General features: G+C 32.5%; 7 protein-coding genes. All 7 read right to left on the reverse strand.

All coding sequences use genetic code 11. The features are described 5' to 3' along the window. A complete protein-coding gene (locus C8C83_RS25760; protein ID WP_121331478.1) occupies positions 1 to 1,368 on the reverse strand; it encodes a glucoamylase family protein in 1,368 nt (455 codons plus the stop codon). Between the two features lie 70 nt (positions 1,369 to 1,438). Next, on the reverse strand, positions 1,439 to 2,902 hold the full coding sequence (locus C8C83_RS25765) for a RagB/SusD family nutrient uptake outer membrane protein (protein ID WP_121331365.1): 1,464 nt from the start codon (positions 2,900 to 2,902) through the stop codon (positions 1,439 to 1,441). Between the two features lie 4 nt (positions 2,903 to 2,906). Then, positions 2,907 to 5,909: a SusC/RagA family TonB-linked outer membrane protein gene (locus tag C8C83_RS25770; RefSeq protein ID WP_121331366.1), complete on the reverse strand. Its 3,003-nt coding sequence runs from the start codon at positions 5,907 to 5,909 to the stop codon at positions 2,907 to 2,909. A gap of 243 nt (positions 5,910 to 6,152) precedes the next feature. Beyond that, complete coding sequence (locus C8C83_RS25775) at positions 6,153 to 8,897, reverse strand: histidine kinase (RefSeq protein WP_121331367.1); 2,745 nt, start codon at positions 8,895 to 8,897, stop codon at positions 6,153 to 6,155. 102 nt (positions 8,898 to 8,999) lie between these two features. Then, the gene (locus C8C83_RS25780; protein ID WP_132011961.1) at positions 9,000 to 10,184 is read right to left on the reverse strand and encodes an acetate kinase; all 1,185 of its coding nucleotides are present in this window, start codon (positions 10,182 to 10,184) and stop codon (positions 9,000 to 9,002) included. Positions 10,185 to 10,366: 182 nt separating this feature from the next. Then, a complete protein-coding gene (pta, locus tag C8C83_RS25785; RefSeq protein ID WP_121331368.1) occupies positions 10,367 to 12,460 on the reverse strand; it encodes a phosphate acetyltransferase in 2,094 nt (697 codons plus the stop codon). 47 nt (positions 12,461 to 12,507) lie between these two features. After that, complete coding sequence (corA, locus tag C8C83_RS25790) at positions 12,508 to 13,578, reverse strand: magnesium/cobalt transporter CorA (RefSeq protein ID WP_132011962.1); 1,071 nt, start codon at positions 13,576 to 13,578, stop codon at positions 12,508 to 12,510. Positions 13,579 to 13,587: the final 9 nt, after the last annotated feature.

The following is a 13,587-nucleotide window of genomic DNA, read 5'->3' on the forward strand; positions in this document are numbered from 1 at the left end:
TTAAATTCCATATTTTCCTGAATGGAAACCTAATTTTGTTAATCCTTGTTTTACTTCTGGTGCATTCATGAATAATTTCCATAACAAACCAGTTCTGTAATTTTCGATCATAACCACTTCCGGTCCTTGGTCAATTGCCAGATAACGTTTTGCTACCCAATTATTCTGTAAGCTCAAAGCATCGTAAAATCCTGCTTCTCCCCAAGTTTCTTTTTTATGATTTTCGTATAAATTTCTAATCACTGCCATTGATTCTTTTGGCGTGTAAGCAATAGAACTTATCGCAGCTGTTGGAGACATAACTCCCTGATCGTTGCTTGGCATGTGTGCATTATATCCAATCGATCCATCAGGATTTCTGGAATACGATGCTGTTAATCCCCAATAATCAGCGCTGTAGCCATTTTTAGGATTTTGAATGCAATACTCGTAATTGATTTTTGTTTGGTTAACATTCAAATCCCAATAGTTTGCATATTTATCGCTTAACTGATTTGGATCAAGTCCAACATAAGAATAATGTGCCCAGAATAAAGGTCCGCCAAATTCTTCTGCTCCATTATGTTTTAAAATCAACGGAATATCATATTTCTTTTTGTCCGAAACGATTCCGCCGCTTCTCGCCCAACCTTCATGATATGCTTTTGAATCAATTGAATGCGTTGGCGATGATGCTGCCATTACATAAGTAATCAAACATTCGTTGTATCCTTCAAGCGGGAAATTCATTTGCCAATCGTATGTTGGTGACCAGTGCCAGTACAGTACATTTTTCTTATTTGTGTACCAATTCCATTCAACCCCTTTCCAAAGTGCGTCATATTTTTGAGCGACTGCTTTTTCATTTTCTGAGCCTTCTTTTAGATATTCGCGAACAGTAATCATTCCTGCAACCAAAAATGAAGTTTCGACTAAGTCTCCACCATTATCCTTGGTTCCAAAAGGCTTTACTTTTCCGGTATTTCCGTCTATCCAATGTGACCATGCTCCATGAAAACGATCTGCTTTGCGTAAAAAATCTGCAATTTTGCTTAGTCTTTCAACTCCTTGTGCTTTTGTAATATATCCTTGAGACATTCCGGAAACGATTGCCATTAAGCCAAAACCAGAACCTCCGGTTGTAACAATATTAGCATCATTGTCAGGATAATTCCCATCAGGATGAAAACGTTCTCTGGCCAATCCTGAATTTGGTTCAGTATAATCCCAGAAATATTTAAAAGTCTGTTTTTGAACAGTAGCTAAAAGTTGTTCATCTGTTAATTTTACAGCAACTACATTTTCTCCTTCTTTTTCTTTTGATTTATCAGAATTAGATCCGCAACCAAAAAATGTAAAAACTAATAATAAAACTGAAATTCTAACCATTATAAAAAATTTAAAAACCATTAATAAAAATCACTCCTTTCCTGAGAAAGGAGTGATTTAAAAAATTTAATTAATAACCACCCGGGTTTTGTTGAGAAAGTCCACCAGCTTCTCTTAAGAATGAAGTTGGTATAGGCCATAATTCATGTTTTCCAACAACAAAAGTTTTTCCATCTGCTGCCATAGCCGCTTCTGCTTGTCCTGTTCTAACAAGATCAAACCATCTGTCGTGCTCAAAAGCAAATTCTAATCTTCTTTCTTTCCAGATTGCTTTTCTAATATCTGATTGAGAAGTAAAAAGAGTATCTCCTAAACCTGCTCTTTTACGAATTTGATTTACTAAAGGAATAGCTCCCGCAGTATCTCCTAATTCATTCAAAGCTTCTGCTTTCATTAATATAACTTCAGCATATCTTAAATATCTAAGATTTGTGTCTGTAAATTCCTGATTGTAAAAAGCTGATGAATATGCTTTATAATTATATCTTGGATTTGCTACAGTTGATGGTACTACTTTACCATCATATAAAACTGAACCTCTGAAAATAATTGTAGCTTCTCTTCTAACATCTCCTGTCTCGTAAGCATTAGCTAAACCTTCAGTTGGTGTGTTGAATCCCCAACCCCATCCTCCAGCTCCACGAGGCGCTTGAGAAACAGTGTAATTTCCAATTCCAAATCCAGGGGTAGAAGTAGAACCTACTCCATTAATTTCGAAAATAGATTCCGGACCAAATTCTCCTTCTTTTTTGAATTGTAGAGAATAATCAGAAACTAAAGAATAACCTGTTACTTTATCACAGTTGTCAATTACTTTTTGCCAGTTTTTTTGGTAAAGATTTACTTTTGCTAATAAAGCATATGCAGATCCTTTAGAAACTCTCACAACATCTGCTCCAGTATAAGCTGATTTTAAAGGCAAAGCTTCGATAGCATCATTTAAGTCTTTTTCGATAAAAGCATAAACTTCTGCTACTGATTTACGTGTCAATTGCATTTTTCTGTCTGCATCAGAGATTGGAACAAGAGCCAAGTGATCTACAATTGGAACTCCACCATATCCCTTTACCAAAGTAAAATACATAAAAGCTCTCAAGAATTTTGTTTCTCCAACTAATCTCGCTTTTAAACTTGGGTTTGCCTTATCTAATTTTGGAAACATTTCCAATGCTTGATTACATCTGTTTATCCCAGCATAATTAGCTTCCCAAGTAGATTGAAAAGAAGGAGTTGAAGCATTATAAGTCAAAGCATCAACAATATCTTTATCTCCACCTGCATCTCCGGGATCAGAACCTTTATCAGCATCATCAGTGATAATACTTGAAACTGCATTCCATCCAAAAGATGACATTTCCCATCCTAAAAATTGATTGTAAATAGCAGTTACAAAACCTGTAGCTCCAGCATCGCTATTTACTAAAGCTGGATCAGCCGGAATAGCTTCTGATGGCTCTACATCTAAAAAGTCATTTGAACATCCGGAAAAAAGTATTCCAGATAGTACAAACATTGATATATATAATCTTTTCATAATATTAAAATTTTAAATTAGCACCAATAACAAATGATCTCAATGATGGGTAAGCATCTAACTCAACCCCTTGAGTGCCTTCAACAAGTTTACCATCACTTGTAACATCTGGTGAAAATCCAGAGAATTTTTGTGAGATAAATGGATTAATTGCATTTACATATATTCGGCAAAAGCTAATAAACTGATCGTCTCTAAGTGGTAGTTTATACCCCAAAGTAATGTTATTGATTCTGAAAAAATCTGCAGATTCTAAATAATAAGTTGAAGCAACCGGTGTAGCGTTTGAAGGTGCAGGATTAGAAGACGTTGCATTCGTAGGTGTCCAGAAATCACGAGCTACAGAAGCTTCAATGTTTTCTCCTCCAAATCTTTGTGCTTTTTTACCGTTATATACCTTTGCTCCACCTGTTCCGTAACCGTCAACAGAAAAATCAATGCTTTTGTAGTTTAATCCTAAACTAACTCCATAATTCGAAGTTGGTAAAAGAGAACCTACATATTTTTTGTCTTTAAGTTCATCCAAGCCTGTTTGAGCAACTTTAGAACCGTCTGCTTTGTAGTACAACATTTGACCATTTGTTGGGTCAACTCCTGCGTACTCATACATAAAGAAACTTCCTAAAGGTTGTCCTACTGAAGTATTATCAAGAATTTTGGTGTTTTGACCATTTCCTAAACTTCCTCCAATAATTGGATTTAGCTGTACATTTTTAAGACTTGTAAGTTCATTTTTATTATGAGAAAAATTTCCTCCTACCCAATAGCTTAATTTGTCGTTTATTTTGTCATCCCAACGCAAAGAAATTTCATAACCTTTGTTAGATACTTCTCCAATATGTGAAGGTGTAGCAACGGTAATTCCAGAAGTAGAATATGGTTTTACATTCAAAATTGTATTGGTTGTGTTTTTATCATACACATCAAAAGATCCTTTTAATCTGCTGTTCAACACTTCAAAATCAAAACCTCCTGAAAGTTCTTCAACAATCTCCCAAGATAAATTAGGATCTACCTGAGAATTTATTGTAGTCCCCGAACCTAAATTAGAATAATCTAATCCAGAAGTTAATAATTGGGTATTAAGAGGTACATTTTGATTTCCTAATCTACCCCAAGATCCTCTAATTTTTAATAAATTAATTGGTTCAACATTGCTTAAAAAGCTTTCTTTTGATACAATCCAACCTAAACCAACAGATGGAAATGTTCCCCAACGTTTGTCGTCAGCAAATTGTGATGATCCGTCACGTCTAACAGTACCTGTAAGTAAATATCTGTCCATCAATTTATATTGAAAACGTGCAAAATATGATGCTAATCTTCTTTGGTTTAAAGCCTCATCTTTTAAACCTGTAACGTTACTTGCAACATTAACATCTTTTAAAGACCAGTAATTTGAGTTTGCATTTACATTCTTTCTGTCAATCGTAAGCTTTTCTCTTGTTCCTTGTACATTTGCCTCAATACCCGCTGTAACTTCAATGTCATGAATATCTGCAAAAACTTTATTGAAAGTCAAGTAATTAGATAAATTCCAGTTAAAATACTGATCTCTGGATCTTGTCAAAGTGTTTATATTCAAATCTTTTGGGTAGTCTGCTACTATACGAGTTGGATCTGCAGCTGACCAAAGAGCTATATTATCTACATAATTATACTGTTTGTAAGTATAAAATTCTCCATTGAATTGAGATGTGAATTTTAAAGATTTGATAATATCATAATCTAATTTCAAACCTCCCTGTAAAGTAACCGTTTGTTGTTGCTCATTTGTATAATCTAGTTGAGCTACAGGATTTCCAACATTATTAAAAGAATCACCAGTTTCACCTACAATTCCATCTTTTACAAATGGCACACCATATTTACCGTCAGCATAACGCACAGGAACTAATGGAGATTGTCTGTAAGCATTTGTGAAAGCACTCAAAGGCATTGGTGTATTTTTTATACTACTTACACTAAAGTTTTGAGTTAATTTAACTTTATCAGAAAGTTTAAACTCGTTATTGTTTCTGAAAGTTGTACGTCCGTAATCAGATCCGTTTAAAATTCCTTTTTCTTCATAATTTCCAACACTAAAAAAGTATTTTACATTTTCTGAAGATCCTGAGATTGAAATATTGTTTTGAGTATAAGATCCCGTTCTTGTGATCTCATCAAACCAATTAGTGTTATAAGGCTGATTTGCAGAGAATCTTCCACTTGGATAATCTTTGCTAAAAGCTGCATTACTGTAACGAACATACTCGTCAGCATTTGCCATTTTTACACTTTTTAGAGGAGTTCTAAATCCTGCAAAACTTTCAACATCAACAGTAAGTTTTCCTTTTCCTGCTTTGGTTGTAATCATAATTACACCATTTGCACCTCTAGTTCCATAAATAGCTAATGAAGAAGCATCTTTCAAAACTTCATAAGATGTAATATCATTAGTATTAATGTTGTTGATATTATCAGTTGGCATACCATCTACAACATACAAAGGATTTCTTCCTCCTAATGCAGTACCGGCTCCTCTGATTACAACAGAAGGTGTACTTCCTGGAGCATCTGAAGTAGATACCTGAACCCCAGCCGCCTTACCTTGTATGGCTTGAGAAGCATTAATTACCTTCATTTTTGTAATTTCTTCAGACTTGATTGAGCTTACAGCTGAAGTATTATCAATTTTCTTTCTGGTACCATATCCAATAACTACTACTTCTTTTAAAGCAGTATCACCCGCTTCCTTTAGTGTAATGGTCATCGCACCAGATGTCGCTATTATAGTAACAGCATCAAAACCTAGCATAGAGACTTTAAGAGTCTCACCTTCTTTGGCGTTTATTGTAAAATTACCGTCGAAATCAGCATCAGCAGATGTTCGGGATTGCGGTGCACTAATAACTGCTCCGGGAACTCCCATTCCGCTACTGTCTACTACTTTTCCTTTAATTGCTTGTCCTGACATATAAGCAGGAAGCAGCAAGAGCGCTAAAAAGCTAAAAATAAAATTTTTCATACAGTTCGTAATCGTTTAAGTTAGTTCGACCAAATTAAACAATTACAACGTTGTAGTACATCAAAACCACTACAACACAGATACATCATTATGTTAAATTAATAATCTAATTAATTATAAATCAACATTATAAATGTTAATTTCCAGCTTTTAACATTTCGTTATGATGTAGTAATGATGTATTAGAATTATATAAAAAAAGAGATGCAAAAATATAATATCTTTAAAAATAAAATACAAATCTTACAGACTTAATAAAAATTTTGAGAGGTTTTCATCTTGTGTCAGGTTTAATTTCTTTCTTAAGCGATATCTGTGCAATTCTACACCTCGAAAAGAGATGTTCATCATAGGTGCAATTTCCTTTGATGAAAGGTTCATTTTAAGATAAACACACAGCTTTATATCTTTTGGAGTAAGATTTGGAAATTTCTTAGAAAGGTTAATGATAAACTCATTGTGAATCTGATTTAGATTTGTTTCAAAAGTTTCCCATTCGTGTTTATTGACTTCATTTATCTTAATCGCCTTTTTGATTTCGCTTTTAAGTTTATTAAAATCTTTCTCTGAATCAAGAATACTTTGAATGTTTTCGATCATTTCGCTTTGCTTTGCAATAGACAGCGATTTACCGGCAACTTCAGAAGATTTTGTCTGCAATTCAAGTTCCAGAATATGTTTTTCATATTCCTGAACATTCAGCTCATTTTCTGCTTTCAACTCCATTTCCAGAATTTCTCTTTGATGCTTTAATTCCTCTGCTTGCAATTTTAATTTTTGCATATATCGAAATTTATTCCATCTGTAGTAGAAAAATAAAACCAATCCTATTACCAACAAATACAAGAAAATCATCCAAATTGAAAAATACCAAGGTTCCGAAACTTTAAAATCAAAATTTGCTACTTTTTCGTAATTGGCTCCATTATGATTAAATATAGTTATCGAATGATATCCACTGCTTAAATTGTTCAATACAATTAACCCGTCTAAAACCGGTTGATAATCTTTACTATTAGTAAGCTTGTAAAACAAATTAGGTTTACTCGCTCCGTAAATCCCTGAAATTACATTAACTTTTAATTCCGTATTGAATTTAATGTTAGAATCTTCCTCAACTAAATTTTCTTCATTAAATGCTTCTACTTTAACATCTGAATTTTGATGATTTTCATATTTTAATGGAAGTGAAATAAAACCATCATCAAGATTCAATAAATAATGATTCTGAGTTTTAAAAATTCTAAGATTATCATTGATCAATTTTCCTTTATAATATTTCTGTTGAATAATATTCCATAGAAATTTATTTCCATCAGCATAAATATGATACAAAATACCATTTTGCAATACCATAAAATGATCTTCATCGATCGAAACTACATCACTAATATTTTTGAAATTAGAATTAAACAATTTGTTTTCTTCTAATTTATTACTAAGCGAATTATAAGTATACCATACATTATTTATAAGAAAAAGAATCTCATTTCTGAATTCAAAAATTTTGACTCCAAAATCATTTTTTATTTTACTTTGCTGTGTAACGTTCTCTACTTTTTTAGTTTTATAATTATCATCATATAAAACACGATACAAACCGCGATAATTATCTGCCGCCCAAATTTCATTTTTTCTATTCTGAGCAACATATTTTATAGGTTTCGAAAGGTCTTTAATAGCTTTACTCTGCGTAAAATCTGAAGGATTATCATACAATAAAACTCCGTCATAAGTAGACTGAAAATAAGTATTATTAATACTGCTTTTTGATAAATTCCAACCACCGCTTTTATTATTTATTTTTTCTAAAGAACCATTGTCATAAGAAAATGTTCCATCGTTATGACCAATAATATATTTATTATCAATTTTTGTAATATTCCACGCTTGTCCCTGAGTATTTGGAAGCATATTAAATTTACCGGCATAAAACTCATAAATACCATGATTAGAAGCAATCAAATATCCTTTATTTGTTGTTGCGACGGAATATACAGAACCTAAAATCCCTGAATTATCATAAAAAAATGATATTGGCGAATTCACTTCTACATGGGCAATTCCGTTGTCTAATCCCAACCATAAATCATTCTCTTTATCAAAACCAATACTTAAAACAGAATTGTTCATCAATACATTGTTTCGATCGATATTCTTAGACGTATTTGTATTAAAATCGTAAATAAAAACACCTCTGTTTCCTGTTCCTACAACCAGTTTATTGTTTTTAATAAATTTTGCAACATTTATAGTAGCAGCTTTAAAAGTTTCATTTAAAGGATTATTCCAAGGCTGTAAGATTCCGTTTTCCAGAATAAAAATCCCTTTTTTCTGAGTAAAAACATATGTTTTACCTTGATATTTTTCAATGGCGTGAACTACAGTCTTTTTTAAAACATCCCAACCTTTTGGATTTGAAATTCGGGAACCGTTCATTTTAAAAATCCCTTTTGCAACAGAAGCAACATAAAGATTGTTGTCTACTACAAAACAATAGGAAATTAAAAACGGAAATCTGATTTTTTTGATTTGTTTTCCATCATAGATAAAAACATCATTGAAAGATTGAAAATACAATGCACCATTAAATCTGAAAATTTTCCAGATTTCCTCATTATCTTTTTCATCAAACAAACGCAGATTTTTGGTAATAGAGACATAATGCATCTTACCATCTTTTCTATACCAGTATCCAAATTCTTTATATGAACCCGAATAAATTTTATCACCTTCAATCAAAATAGATCGGATAATGGTTTTATTAGGTAAAGAATATTTTTCCCAAAGAACACCATCATATCGTAATAAATAATGATTATTGGCAAAATACATGGCATTATCTTTTCCCTGAACGACATTCCAAATTTGGTTATCACCCTGGTAATCTGATTTATTATAATTTTCTACAAAAGGGAGTAATTCTTGTGCTTGTATTTGAAAAGCAATAAAAAAGAAGAATATTGTTTTTATAAGTATCGATTTCAAAATATGATATTTTATATTCAAAGATACTCACAAATATTCAATTTTTAGATCAAAAAAAGCTCCACGATTGTGGAGCTTTTTTTATAATTTAAATATCAAATTTTAGTTTTGAAGTAAATGATAAACCTGATTTGCAATTTCGTATTCCTCATCTGTTGGAATTACCAAAACTTTTGTTTTTGAACTCGGTACATTAATTTCTCTAACTTCTTTTGAACGAATCTGATTTTTATCCTGATCTAATTCTATTCCGAAATAATCCATATCTGTACAAATTAATTTACGCATATGCGAAGAATTTTCTCCAATTCCGGCAGTAAAAACAATCGCATCCAAACCATTTAAAGCTGCAGCATAAGAACCAATAAATTTCTTAATACGATAGGCATTCATAAATAAAGCCAATTGGCAATCTTTATTCCCTTTTTCAGCTTCTGATTCAATATCTCTTAAATCGCTATAACCTGTAAGACCAAGCATACCGCTTTGTTTCAACAAAATTGAATTTACTTCGTCTGGTGTATATCCTAAATTTTTAATCATATAAAATACCACAGATTGATCGATATCGCCGCAACGAGTTCCCATAATCAAACCATTAGAAGGCGAAAATCCCATTGTGGTATCAATGCATTTTCCGTCTTTAATCGCCGCCATACTGCAGCCATTACCTAAGTGAATGGTTATTATTTTTGATTTTTTTTCTAAAAAGTCAATTGCTTTTTCAGAAACATATTTGTGACTTGTTCCATGAAAACCATAAACACGCACTTTATTCTCTGTTAAAAGATAATTTGGAATTGCATATTTATAAGCTACTTCGGGCATTGTTTGATGAAAAGCAGTATCAAAAACAGCAATTTGTTCTGCTGAACTAAAGATTTCTTCAGCAACATTAATTCCTTCTAAATTTGCAGGATTATGCAATGGTGCCAATTCAAAAAGCTGCTTGATTTTTGCTTTTACTTTTTCATCGATTTTTACCGTATCACTAAAATCACTTCCTCCATGTACAACTCGATGACCAACTGCACCAATTTCTGATGTTGATTTTATAACACCTTTTTCAGCATCCAAAAGCATACTGGCTACTTTTTGTAAACCTACTTTATGGTTTGGGATTGGCAACGTTTCTTCTATTGTATTTAAAGCACTTTTGAATGTTACATTTGAAGTTTCCAATCCAATTCTATCAATCATACCAGTACAAATTACTTCGTTTGTTGGCATAACCATTAATTGATATTTTATTGATGAACTTCCTGAGTTGATAATTAATATTTTCATTCCTTTTTCTTGTTGTTGACATTAGCACGCGGATGACGCTGATTTACTTCGTAAAGACACGGATTAAAACGGATTTTTATTCTGTAAAAAATAAAATCAGTGTAAATCTGCGTTTTCGCGCTAGCGAATCTGTGTCATCCGCGTTCTATTTTTTTAATTTTTAATTCCTAATTTTTAATTGACTAAAGTCCTTGCGCCTGAATCGCTGTTATGACAACCGTATTTATAATATCGTCTACAGTACAACCACGGCTCAAATCGTTTACAGGCTTGTTTAAACCTTGCAACATTGGACCAATAGCTAATGCTCCGGTTTCCCTCTGAACGGCTTTATACGTATTGTTTCCTGTATTTAAGTCAGGAAAAATAAGTACACTCGCTTGTCCCGCTACTTCAGAATCCGGCATTTTGCTTTTTCCTACGGCACGATCGACTGCGGCATCATACTGAATCGGTCCTTCGATTTTTAAGTCGGGACGCTTTTGTTTTACAATTTCTGTTGCAGTTCTTACTTTATCAACCTCATCTCCTTTTCCTGATGATCCTGACGAATAAGAAAGCATCGCAATTTTAGGTTCAATTCCGAAAGCTGAACTTGATTCTGCCGATGAAATTGCAATTTCTGCTAATTGTTCTGCTGTTGGATTTGGATTAATCGCACAATCACCAAAAACCGAAACTCTGTCTTCTAAACACATAAAAAATACAGAAGAAACTACAGAAGAATTAGGTTTGGTTTTAATAAACTGCAAAGCGGGTAAAATCGTGTGTTGTGTCGTATGTGCAGCACCGGAAACCATTCCGTCTGCGTGACCTTTGTAAACCATCATAGTTCCAAAATACGAAACGTCTTCCATTAAATCTCTTGCCATTGTAATACTCACATTTTTGGCTTTTCTAAGCTCGTAGTATGTATTTGCATAATCTTCGTAAAGTGGAGATTCTATAGGATTGATAATATTTACTTTCGAAAAATCAAATGTAATTCCTAATTCTGCAACTTTACTTTCGATTTGTTTTTTATCTCCAATAATCGAAATATCAACTACATCCATATCTAATAATCTTGAAGCAGCGATGATAATTCTCTCGTCATTTCCTTCAGGTAAAACAATATGTTTGCGATGCTGTTTCGCTCTTTTTACCATATTGTACTGGAACATTTTTGGCGTCATTCCTTCCGGCACAAAAGTGATTAATCTTTCAGATAAAGCTTCAACCTCTACATACTTTTCGAAAGTAGTTATCGAAGTTTCAATTTTATGTGTGTTGTTTGCGTAGATTTCTGATCGTATAGAACCTATTTTATTGGTAATATGATAAGTTCCGCCATCAACAGCAATAATTGGCACAATCGCCGAAAGTCCTTCAATAAGCTTTAGAATACTTTCTTCCGGAACAATATTTCCTGTTAGAATAATTCCTGAAATAGTTGGATAATTTGCAGATTCATTGGCTTGCAAAGCACCTAAAATAATATCTGAACGATCTCCCGGAGTAATCACCAAAGCATTGTCATGCAAATGAACTAAATAATTGTGCAATTGCATCGCTCCAACGCTAAAATGTCCAATTTCATTATTCAAATAATTACCTCCAAATAATACTTTTGCATCAAGTGCATTAACAATTTCCTGCATTGTCGGATTATTCAAACTTGATATAAGCGGAATCGTATTTACTAATACACTTGCAGGTAAACTTTTTTGCAGACTTTTAGTTACTAATTCAATATTCTCTGGCTGTACTTTATTAGCAAAAACAGATAAAACCTCAACATCTTTCACTTTGAAAGAGTCATAAACTAAATACAAATTATCTACTAATTCTTCTAAAGTTTTTCCAACTCCAGATGCCATTATTATAGTTGGAATTCCGAGGTTTTTAGCAATTAAAACATTCAAATCTAATTCTATAGAAGTTCCTTCTCCTGTAAAACTTGTTCCTTCAACCAAAACAAAATCAAAACGTTCTTCGAGCTTTTTATATTTTTCAATAATTAAGTCCAGAACCTCACCTATCTTACCTTTATTTTTCTTTTTAATCAGTTTGCTTTTGGTAATCGCATAAGCATCTTCAAACTTAATATCAAGATTAAAATGCGATAAAACAGTTTCGATATGATTGTCTAATTCTCCATCAACAAAATCTTCTACAATGGGTCTAAAATAACCTACTTTGGCCGTTTTACCAATCAAAATACTCATCAAACCAAGTGTGATAATTGATTTTCCACTATTCTGATCGCTTGTAGCTATATATATTGCTTTACTCATAATTTATATTTTAAAACTTTTCAAGTTTTTTAATTGTATGATAAACGCTAAAACCAGCGTCGTTTTTTGAAATAAATAATCAAGGCTATAACCAATAAAAACATGGCTCCCATGACAATAAAATAGCCGTTTTTTGCCCGTAGTTCCGGCATGTATTCAAAATTCATTCCATATACTCCAACAATAAAAGTAAGCGGAATAAATATGGCCGAAATAATAGTCAGGGTTTTCATAATCTCATTCATTTTTCGGCTTTGTTCCGAGAAATAAAAGTTTGAAGCACTTTCTAACGAACTCATATCCGATTCGATTTGCTCTAGTAATTCAAGGCTTTTTTGATGCAATCTAATAAAGAAACTAAAAGTCTCTTTCTGGATTCCATTGTAAGTATCGTCGTCTTTAATCGTTTTTAAATAATACAAAGAATCTCTTAACGGAATAATAGAACGTTTTAAGAAATTAAAATTATCGCGATGATTTTCAATCTTTTCCAAGATAACCGGATCAGCACCTTTTTTCGTTAAATTGATTAATTCTTCAATTTTATCTTCTTCGTCTTCAATCGTAATATAAAAATTCTCCATTACAGCATCCAGCAATAAATAGAGTAAATAATCAACCTTTTTTGTTCTAACAATTCCTGCATGAGTACGAAGACGTTCGCGAATATGAGTAAAGAAATCACTTCGTTTTTCCTGAAAAGAAATTAGAATTCCATCTTTCAGAATAAAACTTATTTGCTCAACGCTAATATTATCTGAATACTCCGAAGGTAAAAGTGATTTTATATTAAAGAATAGGATATTTTTTTGTTCTTCAAGCTTCGTTCTTTTCGCAGTATTTAAAATATCTGCCAATAAAAAATCATCCAGTTTAAAATGTGTTCCTATTGTTTTGAGTAAATCGATATTATTTAATCCGTGAACATTGAGCCAATTATTTTTATTATAATCAATACAGGTATTTAATGCCAGAACCGTAAACTTATCATATTCAACAACATCGTTATCATCGTATACAAAAAGCTGCATCTCTGTCTGATGCTCTTTATGCGTCCCGGTATACTCTAAAGTGATGTGCTGAAGCTTGCGTCCCTTCTTGTATTTTATCTTTCTCATTCAATAATA

It is taken from the genome of Flavobacterium sp. 90 (genome assembly GCF_004339525.1).
GTDB lineage: Bacteria > Bacteroidota > Bacteroidia > Flavobacteriales > Flavobacteriaceae > Flavobacterium.

Bases quoted from the DNA above. Each gene is read 5' to 3' on its own strand.
- C8C83_RS25760 (WP_121331478.1), bottom strand. From the start codon at position 1,368: ATGGTTAGAATTTCAGTTTTATTATTAGTTTTTACATTTTTTGGTTGC.
- C8C83_RS25765 (WP_121331365.1), bottom strand. From the start codon at position 2,902: ATGAAAAGATTATATATATCAATGTTTGTACTATCTGGAATACTTTTT.
- C8C83_RS25770 (WP_121331366.1), bottom strand. From the start codon at position 5,909: ATGAAAAATTTTATTTTTAGCTTTTTAGCGCTCTTGCTGCTTCCTGCT.
- C8C83_RS25780 (WP_132011961.1), bottom strand. From the start codon at position 10,184: ATGAAAATATTAATTATCAACTCAGGAAGTTCATCAATAAAATATCAA.
- pta (WP_121331368.1), bottom strand. From the start codon at position 12,460: ATGAGTAAAGCAATATATATAGCTACAAGCGATCAGAATAGTGGAAAA.
- corA (WP_132011962.1), bottom strand. From the start codon at position 13,578: ATGAGAAAGATAAAATACAAGAAGGGACGCAAGCTTCAGCACATCACT.